The organism is Kribbella sp. WER1, from assembly GCF_054189145.1.
This window is the reverse complement of record NZ_CM135186.1, coordinates 7,137,190-7,153,993: the sequence shown is the minus strand read 5'-3', so window position 1 is coordinate 7,153,993 and position 16,804 is coordinate 7,137,190. Positions and strand designations below refer to the sequence as shown.

Sequence of the window (16,804 nt, the reverse complement as noted above, 5' to 3'; positions counted from 1 at the left end):
GACTTGATGCGCATGACGATGACATGGCGCCGGATGGGCGCGAGTTTGCTGGTGACAGCCATGGGTGCGGCGGGTCTGGTGAGCGCCGCCACCCCGAACGATCAGGCCGGCGCGGCGGACGCCGCGGTGACCACGTGGGGTGCGGCCGACGACATCGCCGGCGGGACCTTGAGCGACATGACCGTACGGAACATCCTGCGGACCAGCGTCGGCGGGAAGGACCTGCGGATCCGGATCTCCAACGCGAACGGCGACCAGCCGCTGGTCACGGACTCGGCGTACGTCGGCCGGCAGTCCAGCGGGGCGAACGTGGTGGCCGGGTCGAGCCGGCGGCTGACGTTCGGCGGCAGTACGACGGTGACGATCCCGCCCGGCGCGATGGCGATCAGCGACCCGCTGCCTGGGACGGTACCCGCACTGACGAGTCTGTCCGTCAGCCTGCACGTGGTCGGCACGACGGGCGTGATCACCGCGCACAACCGGGCGATGCAGCACAGCTACAAGTCGACATCGGGCGACCACGCGGCCGACGAGTCGAGTACGGCGTACCAGACCGAATCGGCGGCGTGGTACTTCGTGAACGCCGCGATCGTCGACGCCCCGCAACAGGTCCAGACGGTCGCGACACTCGGCGACTCGATCACGTCCTCGGTCGGTACGACGATCGACACCAACCGCCGCTGGCCGGACATCCTCGCCGGCCGCTACGCGAAACTCCCCGAACCCCGACGCCTGGCGGTCTCCAACGAAGGCATCTCCGGCAACCGCGTCCTGGGCGGCGTCGCGAAAGCCGGCAGCGCGGGGGCGAGCGCGCTGGCACGGCTCGACAAGGACGTGCTCACGAAACCCGGCGTACGCACGGTGCTGGTCCTGGAGGGCATCAACGACATCTACGCCGGCGCGACCACCGACCAACTGATCGCCGGCTACCGCCAGCTCATCACCCGAGTCCACGCCACCGGCCGCTGCATCGTAGGCGGCACCCTGACGCCGATGGGCAGCTCCTTCGTCTACACCCCCGACAAGGAGGCGATCCGCCAGGCCGTCAACACCTTCATCCGCACCAGCGGCGAGTTCGACGCCGTAGCCGACTTCGACGCCGCCACCCGCGACCCCGCCGACCCCACCCGCCTGTCCCCCACCTACGACGGCGGCGACGGCCTCCACCCCAACGACGCCGGCAACCAGGCGATGGGAGATGCACCCAACCTGGACTCACTGCGCTGCAAGTAGTTGTTGTTCCAGCCGCCCGTCACACCGAAGAACGACGAGCGCCTGCCGGGGTCCCTCACCCGGTATCTGCCCAGGTAGAGATGTTGATTGGTGCGACCTCACGTGCTGCGGGTGAGGACGCCTAGCACCAGTAGCCCGGCGCAGGTGGCGCGAGCACGGGTGGCGCGAGCACGTGCTGCACGAGCACGTGGTGGGGAGCAGATGGTGTGGGAGCGGATGGTGCGGCTGGGCGCAGGCGCCTACCCCGGCACGGGACCGGGGTAGGCGTACAGGCCGCCCGCACCAACTGCTCCTCGCGTAGACCTCACCTGTCAGCTGGCAACTCACGTAGGACCTCGCGCGACAGCACTCACCTCACACAGCACCTCACCTGTCAGCTGTTAACTCGCGTAGGACCTCGCCTGACAGCACTCACCTCACGCGCCACCTCACCTGTCAGCTCTTCTCACACGTAGCACCTCACCTGTCAGCTCTTGATCGACGTACAACCTCGCCTGTCAGCTCTTATTTTTCGCCCTTGATGGCTAGTGCTTGTTCCAGTTCGTTGCGAATGGCGTCGGCGCCGGACTTGCGGTAGTCGGCCACCGCCTCGTCCCAGGAGTTGAGGTTGGCTCGGCCTAGTTGGATGTCTTTGGTGAGGGAGTCCATCCGGGTGTCGAGGATCTTGCCCTTGGTGGACTGTGTCGGGGAGTACAGCCCGTACGTCGGCGACATGATCGCCGTCGGCAGCACCGCCTTGAAATGCGCGTACGCCGTGTCGACCGCCTCCGGATGCCCCGGGAAGTACGCCGGATACGGCCCGTCGGCAAGGTACTGAATGGGAAACTCCCCCAAACAGACCTCACTCCCACCGTCCTTCGTCAGCACCGGATCCGTCCCGTTCAAGGTGTAATGCCGCCCCGGCAACCCGAACTTCCGGAACAGGTACTCCTCCGTCCCGAACGGCGCCGCGAACCAGTTCAGGATCCGCAGCAGCGCCTTGATCCGCGCGGGCGGTCCCGGCCGGATCGCGGCGATCGAGTTGTTCGGCGACCCGAGCAGTACCCGTCCCACCTTCCCGTCCGCGGTCCGCGGTACCGGGATCGAGACGCTGAAGCTCTGACCGGTGGCACGCCGGTAGAAGCTTTGGATCGACGAGTACGTGTCCTGCGTCATCACCGCCGACCCTTGCGTGAACCACACCTTCTGGTTGGCTTTCGCGACGCCGTCCGGGTGGATCACCCCGTCCTTGACCATCTGCCGGGTGATCGCCAGCATCTCCTTGTGTTCGGGCAGTTCGCGACTGTGTACGAGCTTCCCGTCCCGCACCTCCCAACCGTTGGGCAGACCAAGCATCGCACTGAGCGCCGCGGCCGGCGGTACCGCGAACCCCCACCGGTTCTTCTTCCCGTCCGTGACCGCCTTCGCCACCTTCTGCAGCTCGTCGGGCGTCGGCGAGCCGAGCTCCACCCCGAGCTTGTCCAGCAGATCCTGCCGCGCGAGCAGCGTGTTCGACGACATGATCCCGCGCTGGATCGGTACGGCGCGGATACCGCCGGAGTACACGCATCCGCGCCACGACGCCTGCGGCGCGTTCGCCAGGAACGGGTACTCGAGGATCGCGTCCCCCGACAGGTAGTCGGTCAGATCCTGCGCCCGTGCCTCCAGGAACTGCGGCAGGTACGCGAACCCGCCGTCCACGTTGAACAGATCGCCCAACGTGTCACCGGCAACCGCCGTGGCGAACTTGTTCGAGTAGTCACCCGCCGCGGTGATGTTGAGGTCGAGCGGCCCGCCGAGCCGCCGGTTGAGCTCCTGCCAGTACGGGTTGCGGTCCGCGGACGGCGGGATCGGGTTCGACGTCGGCGCCGAGCCGGTGACGGTGTGCCCGTCGCCGGGCGTCCCGTCGGTCACCTTCGCGGGGTGCTCCGGGAACCGGTAGAAGCAGTCCGGCATCAGCGGATGGCTCCGCGGCAGATCCGGTTTCGGCCCGTTGAACCGTTTGTACGTCGGCAGCTCGACCGGCTTGTTCAACGCCGCGATGTCGGTCGACCGGGTCACCGTGGAGCATCCGGTCAGCCCGAGAGCGAACGATCCGGCCAGGAACGTCCTTCGCCGAACAGTCATCCCTTCACCGCCCCGGTCAGCATGCCCTTGGCGAAGTGCCGTTGCAGGAACGGGTACACGATCAGGATCGGCACCAGCGACACCACCAGGATCGCCATCTGGATCGACTCCTGCGGCGGCAGCTGGTCGGCGGACGCGCCGCCGAGGTCCCCGCTGCTCAGCTCGGTGTTGTTGATGACGTACGTCCGCAGTACCAGCTGCAGCGGCCATTTCGCGGTGTCGTTGATGTAGAGCATCGCGTTGAAGAACGCGTTCCAGTACCCGACCGCATAGAACAGCCCGATCACCGCGAGCACCGCCTTGGACAACGGCAGCACGATCGACCAGAAGATCCGGAAGTCGCCGGCGCCGTCGACGCGCGCGGAGTCGAGGACGGAGTCCGGAATGCTCATGAAGAACGAGCGCAGCACGATCACGTTGAACCCGCTGATCGCGGTCGGCAGGATCAGCGCGAGCAGCGAGTCGAGCAGCCCGAACTCCTTGACCACCAGGTAGTTCGGGATCAGCCCGGGGCTGAACAGCAGGCTGAACAGGACGACGAGCAGGATCGGCCGCTGCCCGAACGAGCCGCGCCGGCTGAGCGCGTACGCCAGCATCGTCGACCCGGCGAGGCTGACCAGCGTGCCGCCGACGGCGATCAGTACGCTGACGCCGAGCGCGCGCTGGACGACGCCGCCGTTGAAGATCGCCTTGTACGCGTCCCAGTTGAGGCCGTCCGGCCAGAGCACGAAGCCGCCGGAGTTCGTGACGTGCCGCTGGCTGGCGATGCTGGTCGAGATCACCCCGAGGAACGGGATGACGACGACCGCACAGCACACCAGCAGTACGACGCCTTTGAGCACCCGCGACGACATCGCGGGAGCGTCGTCGATTCCTTTCTGTACAACGCTCATTTCTGATACACCCCCGCCTCACCGAAGATGTGCGCGATCTTGTTGGCGCCGATCACCAGGACGACGGCAACGAGCCCCTTCACCAACCCGACGGCGGCCGATACACCCCATTGCCCGGCCAGTACGCCGTTGTTGTAGACGTACGTGTCGAGTACCTCGCTCGCGGGTCTGCCGACGAGGTTCTGCTGCAGGATGATCTGCTCGAACCCGACGGTCAGCGAATCGCCGAGCCGCAGGATCAGCAGCAGGATGATCAGCCCGCGGATGCCCGGCACCGTGACGTGCCAGAGTTGCCGCCAGCGGGACGCGCCGTCGACGCGCGCGGCCTCGTACAGCCCGGGGTCGATCTGGGTGAGCGCGGCCAGGAACAGGATCGTCCCCCACCCGGTGTCCTTCCAGATCACCTGACTGGTGAGCAACGCGACGAAGCCGTCCGGGTTGCCGAGGAAGTCGATCGTGCCCATCCCGTGCGAGCGCAGGAAGTTGTTGATCAGCCCGCTGCCGCCGAGGATCTGCTGGAAGATCGCGATCACGATCACCCAGGACAGGAAGTGCGGCAGGTACAGCACGGACTGGACGACGCGCTTGATCCGCTCCGACAGCAGGCTGTTCAGCAGCAGCGCCAGCGCGATCGGTGCGGGGAACACGAAGATCACCTGGACCAGCGTGATCAACAGCGTGTTCTTGAGGGCATTGAGGAACTCCGCGTCACCGTTGAAGATCACCGCGAAGTTGTCGAGCCCGACCCAGGCGCTGCGGCCGAGCGGGACGAACGGCAGGTACTCCTGGAACGCGATCAGGTTCCCGAGCAACGGCAGGTAGTGGAACGCGAGCAGCAGCGCGAGCCCGGGCAGCGCCATCAGCAGCAGGATCTTGTCCCGCTTGGCTCTCGCCCACCATGACAACGGCTCGGCCGGAGCCACACTGTCCGTGACCACGCCCGGTGGTCCGGAATCTGTCAGCTGCCCGGACGTGGTCGATCGGCTGGGGATTCGGTCTGTTTGAGCCACGCGACACTCCCAGGGTTGTATCCCCCCGGCGGTTGGAGAACGCTTTCCCTGCCCCTCTTCGAGGGTGTCCTGTCTTGGAGAGTCGCGCAGCTTCGATCGGAGTGTCGGAGTGTGTTCGGCGTGTTGCTGTCAGCGGGCCACTACGGCGCCCTGCTCCAGCAGGGCCTGGCGCTTGGCCGGTGAGACGCCGAGCTCGGTCAGCAGCTCGTCGGTGTGCTCGCCCACCAACGGCGCCGGACGGTGTACGTCGGGAGGTGTCCGGCTGAAGCGGTACGGGAACCCGGGCGTGGTCACGGTGCCCTCGGTCGGGTGCTCGTACGTCACGAACGACTCGTTGTGGAGTACCTGCGGATCCACGCGCAGGTCGTCGTACGACAGGACCGGTCCGCACCACACGCCGCGTTCCCGCAGCTTGAGCATCCAGTACTCCGTGGACTCGCGGCGCAGCGCCGTCGACACCGCCGCCGCGATCTCGTCCCGGCGTGCGAACCCGTCCCGCTCCGCGTCCAGCCCGGCCAGCTGGGGCGCGTCCAGTACCTCGGCCAGCACCGGCAGGTTCGCGAACGCCAGCGAGATGTAGCCGTCCGCCGTGGTGAAGATCCCGTACGGCGCGCGGATGTAGCTGTGGGCGTGCACCTCCTCGGACCGTGACTGCGGTACGCCGCCGACGGTGTGCACGGACAGCTCCTGCATCTGCAGGGCAATCACCGCGTCCAGCATGTTCACCTCGACGAGCTGGCCCTCGCCTGTCCGCTCCCGGTGCAGCAGGGCCGCGAGGACTCCTTCGAACGCGCTGTACGCCGTGACCGCGTCGGCCAGGAAGTACGGCGCCGCGACGGGTGGTTCGTCCGGGCGGCCGGCACTGAACAGGGCACCGCTCATCGCCTGGACCAGGAGGTCCTGGCCGGGCCATTCGGCGTACGGGCCGCTCTCGCCGTACCCGGAGATCGAGACATAGACCAGGGACGGCTTGAGAGCGCGGAGGGTGGCGTAGTCGACGCCTAGGCGTGCTGCCACGCCGGGGCGGTAGTTCTGGAGGAATACGTCGGCTGTGCGGACCAGGTCGTACAGGAGGTCGCGGCCGTCGTCGGACTTGAGGTCTACGGCCAGGCTGCGCTTGTTGCGGTTCAACGAGAGGAAGGACGCGTTGACCTCGTTGCCGGCGGCACCGCCCGCGGACGTGTGCCGTTGCCATTCGCCGGTGACCGGCTCGACCTTGACCACGTCCGCGCCCAGGTCGCCGAGCCGCATCGCGGCCAACGGCCCGGCCATCGCCACCGACAGGTCGAGGACGCGGTAACCACCCAGGATGTTCATTGCGCCGTCCATCCCGCGTCGACCGGCAGCACCGCACCGGTGATGAACGACGCGTCGTCACTCGCGAGGAAGGCGATCGCGGCCGCGACCTCGTCCGGCTGACCGATCCGGCCCAGCGCGTGGTGCCGGTCGACCATCGCTTGCATCGCGCCCGGATCGTCCGCACCGCCGACCTTGCCGTTGCGGATCAACGGCGTGTCGATCAGCCCCGGCGCCACGCAGTTCGCGCGTACGCCGTCGCGGCCGTGGTCGAGCGCCATCGCCCGGGTGAGGTTCTCGACGCCGGCCTTCGCGGCGCAGTACGCCGACCGGTTCCGCTCCCCCACCGTCCCGATCGCCGACGAGATCGTCACAATCGCCCCACCACCCCGCGCCACGAACCCCGGCAGGACGGCACGGCAGGAGTTGTAAACCCCCGTCAGATCAACATCCAGAATCGCCCGCCACTCCTCCGGCGAGGTGTTCGGCACGGTGTCACAAACATCAACCCCAGCAGCACTCACCAACACATCCACCTCCCCCACAGCAGCAACCACCTCCAACGTCCGCTCGAGGTCGGTCACATCCAGCTCGAACGCCCGGCCGCCCAGCTCGTCGGCGAGCTGCTGGGCGGCCGTGGTGTTGCGGTCGCAGAGGATTGCCTGGCCGCCTTCGGCGGTGATGCGGCGGGCCGTGGCCGCGCCGATGCCGGAGGCTGCTCCGGTGATCAGCGCGACCTTGCCCGCGAACCTTTCGGTGTCCATGGACCTCAGGGCTTCTCGTAGGGGAACGAAGGCAGTACGCCGATCTGGTCGTACTGCAGCTTGGAATCGTCGAACCCGGACTCCCAGCTCACGTTCGAGAACGTGTCGCACGGCCCGGCCGACGGGCCGTGGTACGGGTCGCTCTCGGTGTTCGTCACCTTGATGTCCGAGAACGCGAACCCACACCCGCCGAAGTCCATGTGCACGCCGTACGGCTTCGCGTCCGGCATCGACGGGTCGGCGTTGGCGTCGTCGATGATCAGCTGCGACACCTCCGCGTCCGGCGTGTACGGCGGCTCGTTCCGGACGCCGTACGCGTAGAACGGACCGGTGTCGCCGCTGTCCTGCGCGAGGTGCGACAGCCGCACGTACTTGACCGTGTTCCCACCGGTGTAGTTGTCCGCGTTCGGGATCTCCGGCCGCGACTCGATGCTGATGCCGTACCGCGCGCCGTGTTCGACGACGGTGTGGCTGACGACGTTGTGACCGCTGTCCATGATCTCGACCCCGGCCGAGTCGCCCGGCACCAGCTCGCCGATGTGGTGGATGTAGTTGTTCGTGAACGTGTTGTCGTGCGCGAGGTCGCCCTCGCCCGGATACCCGCCCTCGACCTTGATGCCGTCGTTGCCGATGTGTTCGAGCAGGCTGTCCGACACCGTCGCCTTCTCGTTGGCGTACAGCAGCTCGATCCCGGTGAACCCGGTCTGCTGCAGATGCATCCTGGTCAGCGTCACGCCGCGCGTGTTGGTGAGCGTGATCGCGCCCCACTGGTTCCGCGGCATCTCGATCTGCGTGTCGTACTTCGGGTACTTGTGCTTCACGCCGGAGTCCCCGGTCCCGTTCCAGCCGTACCGGTACCACTCCATGAAGTCGGTGTGCTGGACCGTCAGCCCGTCGAGCGTCAGGTTCTCCACCCGTCGGTTCGGGGACGCGCCGGCGATCGAGAACACCTCGGTCTGCGTCGGCCGGTACACCTTGACGCCGTCCATGGTGCCGCCGGACGGCTTGTAGTACAGCGTTTTCGCCGGGTAGTCCAGGTAGTACTCACCGGCCTGGTCGAGCAGGCTGAGCGAGTTCTGGACGTAGTACCGCGATCCGCCGCCGGAGTTGATGAAGCCGTACCGCGCCGGGTACACCAGCGTGGTCCGCTTCTTGGTGAAGTTGATGTCGAGCATCGGGATCGTGTCGGTGAACCACGACCATGAGCCGCCCGACCACACCGTCACCTGCGCCGGCCAGTCGGTCCCGAGCCGCAGGTCCCAGGACGGGTCGATGTCGCCGGTATTGAACCCGAGCTGGTCGTGCACCGCCTCCTTGGTCGGGTCGAACAGGATCGACTTCAGGTACGGCGCCCACTTGTCGTCGGACTCCCGGTTCGGGTACCGGGCGGTCGTGGCCCGCTTGCCCTCGGCGTACAGGCTGTAGAACGGCTGGCTGATGTCCACCGGCGCCTTGAAGATGCCGTCCTCGTACGGCGTCCAGCCGGTCACCTCCTGCCCCGCCTCGAAGACGGCCTTGCCCGGCCCGTCCACGCTGCGGTACGTCACGTCGGAGTCGCGGTCGTCGAACGAGATCGTCTTGTCGACCTGGTACGTACCGGCCTTCAGGTTGACCACCGGCGTACAGCCGGCGTGCCCGCGCATCCGCAGTGTGTCCCGCGCATGCTCGACGGTCTTCCACGGCTTCTTCTCGGTCCCGGGCCCGCCGTCGTCCCCACTGGGCGAGACCCAGAACGAGCTGCATCCCTTGACCGGCGAGGCGGTTCCCATCGCGGAGCCGCCGACGGCCAAGGCCAGCGCAGCGGCACCGATCACCACGCCCGCGAGCACCTTCATCGCGCGCTCACCGCCCGGCCACGTCGTACGGGAAGCCCGGCAGCACACCGATCTTGTCGTACTCGAGCTTCGAGCTGTCGAACCCGGTTTCCCAGTCGACGTTGCTGACCTCGTTGCACTTGTACGACTGGTACTTCTGGTCGGTCACCTTGCCGACCTGCACGTTGCTGAACGAGAAACCGCAACCGCCCGAGTCCATGTGCACGCCACGGGTACCGCCCGCGTCCGGCATCGACGGGTCCGGGATCACGTCGCCGATCACCATCTGGTCGACGGTGTTGGTCACCGGGTGCGGCTCCTGGTTGTCGACGCCGTACGCGTAGAACGCGCCCATGTCGCCGCTGTCCAGGCCCATCTGCTCCAGCTTGATGTACTTGAACGTGTTGCCGCTCGCGTACTGGTCGCCGTCGACCACCTCGGGCCGCGACTCCAGGCTGATCCCGTACCGGGCGCTGTGCTTCACCTCGACGTTCGAGATGTTGTTGTTGCCGGTGTCCATCAGTTCGATGCCGGACGCGTCGCCCGGGACCAGCTCGCCGATGTGGTCGATGAACACGTTCGAGATCGTGTGGTGGTTGCTCAGGTCACCTTCACCCGGCCAGCCGCCCTCGACCTTGATGCCGTCGGCACCGATGTTCTCCAGCAGGCTGTCGGTGATCCTGGTGTGGTCGTTCGCGAACAGCAGGTAGATGCCGGTGAATCCGGTGTCGGACAGGTGCAGCCGGCTCAGGTCGATGTTGCTGGTGTTGGTCAGTGTGATCGCGCCGAACCGGTTCCGCGGCATCTCGATCTGCCGGTCGTACTCCGGGTACTTGTGCTCGTCGCCCGCGTCGCCGCCGGCCACCCAGCCGTTGCGGTACCAGCTGACGAAGTCGGAGTACTGGACGCCGAGGCCGTCGAACGTGACGTCGTGCAGCCGGTCCTGCGCGGACTTGCCGGCCAGGTTCAGCACGGTCTTCACGGTCGGCCGCAGCACCTTGACGCCGTCCATGGTGCCGGCCCGCGGCTTGTAGTAGACCTCGCCGGCCTTGAAGTCGACGTAGTACTCACCGGGCTGGTCCAGGAAGCTCAGCGAGTTCTGGAAGTAGTAGCGGGAGCCGCCGCGGCTGTTCACCATCGCGTAGCGGGTCCAGTACTTCAGCGTGGTCTGGGTCTTCTTGAAGTTCGTGTCGAGCAGCGGGATCGTGTCGGTGAACCAGGACCAGGAGCCGCCGGACCAGATGGTCACGGACGCCTGGCTCATGTCCCAGTTGGGGTCCCAGTCACCGGGCTTGCCCCACAGCCAGTTGTGCACGTCCATCTTGTCCTCTTGGTAGAGGATCGACGTCAGGTACGGCGACCACTGGTCGTCGCTGCCCCGGTTCGGGTAGCGGGCGTTGGTGGCGCGCTTGCCGTCCTCGAACAGCGTGTAGAACGGCTTGGTCTTGTCGAAGCTGGTCTTGTAGATGCCATCCTGGTACGGCGTCCACCCGGTGAGCTCCTCGGCGCCTTGCAGGTTCGCCTTGCCCGGGCCGTCGACGCTGCGGTAGATGATCCGGTGGCCGTTGTTCCCGGAGTCCTGGCCGTCCAGGTCGATGGTGTTCGCGACCGGGTAGTCGCCGGCCTTCAGGTTGACGGTGATGTCGCAGTTCTGGTGCTGGTTGAGGCGCTTGTTCCGGATCTCGTCGCGAGCCCGGGTGACGGTCTTCCACGGGCTCTTCTCGGTGCCCTTGGCGGCGTCGTCACCGTTCGGCGCGACCCAGAAGGTCTTGCAGTCGGCGGCACCTGCGGGCTGGGCGTTGAGTTGGACGGCCGCTACCGTCACCAGGGCAGCAGCGACCACCCCGGCGACGGCGCTGAACGCCGTTCGCCTGGTTCTCTTGGACATGTCGGGCGGGGTCCTCTCAGAGGGGTCAGTGGTTCCCGTTCTCGGATCGCCAGCGCTCGTACTCGAGACGGGTCTTCTCGGTCAGGGGGTAGTAGTCACGCAGTGGGGCGCCTTCGTCGATCCGGCGCCGGCTGAACTTCTCCCACTCGTCGTGTTCGGCAGCCGCCTCGACGACCGCCTCCGCACGGCGCCGGGGTACGACGACCGCACCGTCGTCGTCGGCGAGCACCAGGTCCCCGGGCAGCGCCAGTACGCCGCCGACCGCGACCGGGACGTTGTACGCCCACGGGAACAGCTCGGACTGGGACGCGTAGTGCGGGGTGGCGCCGGTCGACCAGATCGGCACGTCGAGCTGCGACACCCGGGGGACGTCGCGGATCCGGCCGTCGACGACGATGCCGGCGCCGCCGCGGAGCTTGAAGTAGCGGACCAGCATGTCCCCGAAGCAGCCGGTGGTGTGGCTGCCGTAGGCCTGGACCACCAGGACGTCGCCGGGCTGGACCTCGTCGAGCACGGCCCACAGCGCCGTACTGCGCTCGATGTACTCCTGGGTCTGCCCGTCGGCGATGTCCTCACGCTGCGGCATGAACTGCAGGGTCAGCGCGCGGCCGACCACCTTCTTGCCACCGAACATGCTCGTCGGGCCGTCGACGAACGTCCGGCGGATGCCCTGGTTGTGCAACCGGGCGCAGGCGGTGGCCGACCCGATCTCGGACAGCCGCGACACCAGGTCGGGATCCGATGGCGGCGGGTTCTCGCCGCGCACCGGCAGGTCCCAGACCGGCGCCACCGGGGCTTGTTCCGTGCTGCTCATAGATCTCCTCAGTACTCAATTAGGCAAGCGCCAGATGTGCGGCGCGGTAGGTGTTTCTGGTCAGCCGCAAATCGAGCCGGATGGTCCGGCCGGGCGGCATCGTCACTTCGAGTCTGTTGCCGTCGACAACGACCGTGCGGGTCCCGGGCGTCGGCGGCGTCGAGGTGTACGCCGGTGACGGGCCCGGGTACTCCCCCGTCGCCGTGGACACGGTCGCCTCGTCGATCCGGTCCGTACCGAAGCTCCCGGCCTGTACGACGACCCGCCGGGTCTGCGTTGCCGACAGGTTCACCAGCTGCAGCCCTGTCCGATCGGGTTCGACCGTGTCGACCAGTGCGGCCACGTCGGGCGGTAGTCCGGGGCGTCCGCGGTCCGCGTCGAGGTACAGGACCCGCATCGGGAGCAGGCCGCCGTTGTAGAGCAGTTGCGGCGTACCGGTGGTCAGCTGGAGCAGGGCCTCGGTGGCGACCGGGTTGTGGCGTTGCCAGTGGTGGATGTTCATCTCGGCCGGGTCGACCCTGTCGACGGCCATCAGGTCCATCCGGCGCTGCACCTGCGACAGGGCCACGCCCAGCATCTGCTCCGGGTAGCCAGGGTTGTCCCCGGCCAGGTAGGCGAGCCACGGTGCCTCATGGCCGGCGTCTTCCTTGTTACGGAAGTCCCTGACGGTCCGCCAGTCGTAACCGCTACGCTCCCGCAGCTTGCTGAGCCGGTCGCGGTCAGCCGGCTCGAACGCGGCCTGCCACAGCCACATCGGTAGCCCGAGCTGCGGCGGCTGGTAATCGAACCAGCCGTCGTCGTTGTGCCGGTTCGGGATCAGCAGGGTCGGCTCGGCACAGTCCTCCCCGAGCTCTGCCTCCCAACGGTCGCGGATGCTCATGTCGGTGTCGTCAACAGCACCGTTGACGCCCCGCTCGTACAAGTGGTCCAGCAGCTGCCGGGCGAGGTCCAGGCGCTTCTGGTCGCCCGTGAGTACGACGCCGTTCAGTGCGGCGACGCAGGCGGCCGAGCCGACGCTGTAGACGCCGTGCGGCCAGTTCCAGCCGTACGTACCGCCGTACCAGCGTCCGTCATGCAGCTCGCCGACGATGCCGTTCGGGCCGACGTTGTCGGGCAGCAGGCCGCCGTTCGCCTTGGCGCGCTCCTCCCATGCGTCCAGGTACTCCAGCGTCCAGTCGGCGAACCGGTCGCTGTGGTCGTAGAGCCAGGCGTTCGCGGTCAGCGTCGTAGCGGCCAGGTTGACTGCGGTGTCACCAGCACCGAGTCGGCGGATCATCTCCGCGCCCATCCGCTCCGCGCTCGCCGGATCCTTCAGGTCGTCCCAGCTGCCGATCCCCGGTACGCCGGACAGCGGCAGCCCGAACAGCGACATCTTCGGCTGGTCCGCGCCGAACACGTGCCACTCGTCGTTGATTCCCCAGCGCGGACCCCCGGCACCGTTGTGCGGCGCGCGGATGATCCGGTTCTTCGAGTCGTAGTTGGCCGAGCCCGGAAGGTACAGCTCCGCGAACCGGTACGCGCGTTCGCGGAACACGTCGTCGGTCGGGTCGGCCGCGCACAGCGAGTAGAAGAAGATCATCGACTCGCCGATGTGGAACCAGTCGTACCCGCGCTCGAACTCGTCGACCAGGAAGCCCAGATCGGTGAGCTGCCGGGTGACACCTTCCCAGTGCCACTTGGACACGTCGATCAGGTCGTCGGCGCCGCCCAGCTGGTACAGGACCGGCCAGTTCACGAACGCCTCGTAGAAGTCGTCCGCGCCGTCCCGGCTCTGCATCGGGCCGGCGTACCGCAGGCCACCGTCCGGGAGGCAGTACCGCTCCCGGAACAGCCACCAGCCCTCGTCCATCACGTCGAACAGGCGGCGCTGCAGGATCGCCCAAGCGGGCGGTATGCCGACGGGTTGCTCCGCAACAATCTGCTGTGCTGAATTCTCTTGGGTCATCCTTTGGTCGCTCCCGCGGTCAGGCCGCTGATCACGTGCCGCTGCAGCAGCACGAAGACCACCAGCAACGGAGCCACTGCCAGCAGCAGCGTCGGGAACACCACCGTGTAGTCGGTGGAGTACTGGCTCACCGCGGCGTACACGCCGGTCGTCACGGTGTACAGGCCGCTGCCCGGGCCGAGGATGATCTGCGGGTTCACGAAGTCGTTCCAGACCGAGAACGTGTTCAGGATGACCATCGTCACCACGGCCGGCTTCATCAGCGGGAACACGATCGACCAGAACACCCGGTGTTTGCCGGCCCCGTCCACCGCGGCCGCCTCGTCCAGCGACGCCGGCACGGTCATGATGTAGCCGGCGTACAGGAAGATCGAGAACGGCAGCGTCAACGTGGTCTCGAACAGGACGAACCCGGGGATCGTCCCCATCAGCCCGAGGAACTTCAGCGTGTAGACGACCGGGATCACCAGCACCTGGCTCGGGATGAACGTCCCGGCCACGAACAGCAGCAGGAGCATCCGGTACCGGCGTTCGCTGCGGCGCGCGATCACGTACGACACCGGGCCGGCCAGCGCCACGGACAGCACGTTGACCGACACCACGAACAGGATCGTGACGGCGTACCCCTTGACGATGTTGAAGTCCGGGTTCGTCGCGGCCTTCTTCAGGTACTGCGTGGTCAGCTGATCCGGCGACAGCGAGAACGGGTGCGCCAGGATGTCCTGCTGCGACTTGAACGCGCTCACCACCAGCAGGTACATCGGCACCAGCATGAGCACGCTGGTCAGCACCAGGAACGCGACCCGTCCCCAGCCCTTGGTCTTCAACGGTTTCAGCTGCAACGCGGCCACTCTCGGCATCCTCAAGGCACTCATCCGCTCACCCCCTGGTCAGCACGCGCCCGCAACCGCGCCACCGTGAGCGCAAGCCCTGCGGTGATCACCATCAGTACGACGCTCTGCGCCGAACCGAAGCCGAGCGCGTTGTTGTGGAACGAGTCCCACAGGATCAGGTACGCCGCCGTCTGCGTGGAGCCGGCCGGCCCGCCGCCGGTCAGCGACACGACCAGGTCGTACGTCTTCAGCAGCGTCACCAGCGACAGCACCAGGTTCACCGTGACGACAGGCGCTAGTGCAGGCAGCGTGACGTTCAGGAACGTCTGCCGCTTCGAAGCGCCGTCGATCCGTGCAGCCTCGAGCAGGTCCTTCGACACCGTCTGCAGCCCGGCCAGGTACAGCACGACGTTCACGCCGAACCCGGCCCACACCAGCACCGCGATGAGGCTCGCCAGGGCCCACTTGGGGTCGGACAGGAACGGCAGTACGGCGGAACCCTTGGACGTCAGCCAGCCGTTGACGACTCCCGACGTACCGAGGACTGCGCTCCAGAGGAAGCCGACGACCAATGCGCTCAGTACGTGCGGGTAGAACAGCACGATCCGGAAGAAGGCGTTCAATCGGGACGCACCGTTCACCAGCAAGGCAAAACCGAGCCCTAGCACGCTCAGCAGGACCGTGCCGACCGCAGCGATCAGCAGCGTCACCCAGCCGGCCCTGATCGCTTCCGCGCTGTGCGTCAGGTTCACGTAGTTCTTGAGGCCGATGAACGCCGGGTTGGCGCTGTAGCCGTCCCAGTCGGTCAGGCTCAGGTAGATCGACAGACCGACCGGGACCACCAGCATCACGACGAACAGCACCAGTGCCGGCCCGACCATACTGAGCGTGGTCAGACGGGCTCTCACGATTTCGAGCCCATCCAGCTGTCGATGCGGGTCGCTACGTCCTTCGCGCTCTTCCCCGTGTAGAGGCTCTGGACCGCCTTGTTCCACTCGCCGTTGAAGCCGGACGGCAGCGTGTTGGCGCCGTACCCCTCGCCCTGCGCGACGCCCTTCGGCGCCTGGTCGAGGATGTCCTGCACCTGCTTGCCGAGCGGCGACAGCTTCTCGGTGTAGCCCTTGCGGAAGTTGCCGTCCTGCGACAGCTGGCTCTGGACCGCGGTCTTGTCGGTGACCAGGAACTGCACCAGCTTCACGGCCAGGTCACGCTGCTTGGTCGACTTCAGCACCATGTACGGCGCGGCCATCGTGACACCCTGCGGACCCGGCGACGGCTGGCCGGTCTCGGTCGGCGCCGCGAACACGCCGAGGTCGAACGTCGGCTTCGCGTCGTCGGCGGTCCGGACGAACCAGCTGCCCATCACGTACATCCCGGCCTTGCCGGACAGGAAGTTGGTCTGCGCCCCGACGTCCTTCAGGCCGAGCGCGTTCTTGTCGACGTACCCGTTCTTGATCCAGGACTCGTAACGCTGCAGCAGCGGCAGCATGGTGTCGCCGAGCTTCACCTGCTTGGAGTTGACCTGCTGGAACCAGTCCGGGTACTTCGTGGCGATCGACGGGTCGCTCAGCTGCAGCAACTGCAGGCCGGTCACGTAGTCGCCCGCGGTCTGCAGCGGCAGGTACCCGGCCGCCTTGAGCTTGCCCATGTCCGCGGTCAGCTCGTCCAGGTCCTTCGGCGGGGCGCTGATGCCGGCCTTGGTGAACGCTTCCTTGTTGTAGAACACCAGCGACTGCGCCTGCTGCCCGACACCGACCGTGTAGACCTTGTCGTCCAGCTTCGCCTGGTCCACCAACGGGGTGTCCTTCGTCCACGCCTCGCCGGTCAGGTCCAGCATCTGCGGCGCCAGCACCTTGTCCGCCATCAGCGTCTCGACGACGTCCGGGGCGTTGCCGGCCGCGAGCAGCTGCGGCAGGGTGTCCTTCACCCCCGAGCCGGTCGGCGCCTCGATCTTGACGTCGACGCCCGGGTTCGCGTCCTCGAACGGCTTGACCAGGCCCTCCCAGTAGCTCTTGGTGAGGTTCGGCGTGATGTTGACCAGCATGCGTACTTCGCCGGTGCTGCCACCAGCAGCACCCTTGTTGTCGCTGAAGCCACCACCACAGCCGGCGGCGCTCACCAGGAGCAGCGCGGCGGATGTCAGCAGGCCGAGCTGGCGTCCTGCCTTGAGGCGTACCGAACGAGCCATTTCCAGATCCTCTCGGAGCA

General features: G+C 67.1%; 13 protein-coding genes. 1 reads left to right on the top strand and 12 read right to left on the bottom strand.

What is annotated here, in order from left to right; translation table 11 throughout:
* The first annotated feature begins 12 nt into the window (after nt 1–12).
* Nucleotides 13–1,233 carry an SGNH/GDSL hydrolase family protein gene (locus tag ACXJJ3_RS34955; RefSeq protein WP_458166159.1) on the top strand — a complete coding sequence of 407 codons (1,221 nt, stop codon included), beginning with the start codon at nt 13–15 and terminating at the stop codon, nt 1,231–1,233.
* Nucleotides 1,234–1,737: 504 nt separating this feature from the next.
* Here the strand turns inward: ACXJJ3_RS34955 and ACXJJ3_RS34950 are convergent.
* The 12 genes from ACXJJ3_RS34950 to ACXJJ3_RS34895 form a co-directional block, all read right to left on the bottom strand.
* Nucleotides 1,738–3,339, bottom strand: coding sequence for a hypothetical protein (locus ACXJJ3_RS34950; RefSeq protein WP_458166158.1), 1,602 nt, complete (start codon nt 3,337–3,339; stop codon nt 1,738–1,740).
* Complete coding sequence (locus ACXJJ3_RS34945; protein ID WP_458166157.1) at nt 3,336–4,232, bottom strand: carbohydrate ABC transporter permease; 897 nt, start codon at nt 4,230–4,232, stop codon at nt 3,336–3,338. Before ACXJJ3_RS34945 ends, ACXJJ3_RS34950 begins: the two co-directional genes overlap by 4 nt.
* Nucleotides 4,229–5,170, bottom strand: a complete 942-nt coding sequence (locus ACXJJ3_RS34940) for an ABC transporter permease (protein WP_458166156.1) — start codon at nt 5,168–5,170, stop codon at nt 4,229–4,231. Before ACXJJ3_RS34940 ends, ACXJJ3_RS34945 begins: the two co-directional genes overlap by 4 nt.
* A 201-nt stretch (nt 5,171–5,371) precedes the next feature.
* Nucleotides 5,372–6,559, bottom strand: coding sequence for a CaiB/BaiF CoA transferase family protein (locus ACXJJ3_RS34935; protein ID WP_458166155.1), 1,188 nt, complete (start codon nt 6,557–6,559; stop codon nt 5,372–5,374).
* Nucleotides 6,556–7,302, bottom strand: coding sequence for an SDR family NAD(P)-dependent oxidoreductase (locus ACXJJ3_RS34930; protein WP_458166154.1), 747 nt, complete (start codon nt 7,300–7,302; stop codon nt 6,556–6,558). Before ACXJJ3_RS34930 ends, ACXJJ3_RS34935 begins: the two co-directional genes overlap by 4 nt.
* A 5-nt stretch (nt 7,303–7,307) precedes the next feature.
* Nucleotides 7,308–9,137, bottom strand: coding sequence for a right-handed parallel beta-helix repeat-containing protein (locus ACXJJ3_RS34925; protein WP_458166153.1), 1,830 nt, complete (start codon nt 9,135–9,137; stop codon nt 7,308–7,310).
* A gap of 7 nt (nt 9,138–9,144) precedes the next feature.
* Nucleotides 9,145–11,004 (bottom strand): right-handed parallel beta-helix repeat-containing protein, encoded by a 1,860-nt coding sequence (locus ACXJJ3_RS34920; protein WP_458166152.1) that lies wholly within the window; start codon nt 11,002–11,004, stop codon nt 9,145–9,147.
* A gap of 25 nt (nt 11,005–11,029) precedes the next feature.
* Nucleotides 11,030–11,818, bottom strand: coding sequence for an RraA family protein (locus ACXJJ3_RS34915; protein ID WP_458166151.1), 789 nt, complete (start codon nt 11,816–11,818; stop codon nt 11,030–11,032).
* Between the two features lie 19 nt (nt 11,819–11,837).
* Nucleotides 11,838–13,763 carry a hypothetical protein gene (locus ACXJJ3_RS34910; RefSeq protein WP_458166150.1) on the bottom strand — a complete coding sequence of 642 codons (1,926 nt, stop codon included), beginning with the start codon at nt 13,761–13,763 and terminating at the stop codon, nt 11,838–11,840.
* Nucleotides 13,760–14,614 carry a carbohydrate ABC transporter permease gene (locus tag ACXJJ3_RS34905; protein ID WP_458166149.1) on the bottom strand — a complete coding sequence of 285 codons (855 nt, stop codon included), beginning with the start codon at nt 14,612–14,614 and terminating at the stop codon, nt 13,760–13,762. Before ACXJJ3_RS34905 ends, ACXJJ3_RS34910 begins: the two co-directional genes overlap by 4 nt.
* A gap of 20 nt (nt 14,615–14,634) precedes the next feature.
* The gene (locus ACXJJ3_RS34900) at nt 14,635–15,504 is read right to left on the bottom strand and encodes a carbohydrate ABC transporter permease (RefSeq protein ID WP_458166148.1); all 870 of its coding nucleotides are present in this window, start codon (nt 15,502–15,504) and stop codon (nt 14,635–14,637) included.
* On the bottom strand, nt 15,501–16,784 hold the full coding sequence (locus tag ACXJJ3_RS34895) for an ABC transporter substrate-binding protein (protein WP_458166147.1): 1,284 nt from the start codon (nt 16,782–16,784) through the stop codon (nt 15,501–15,503). Before ACXJJ3_RS34895 ends, ACXJJ3_RS34900 begins: the two co-directional genes overlap by 4 nt.
* Between the last annotated feature and the right edge of the window lie 20 nt (nt 16,785–16,804).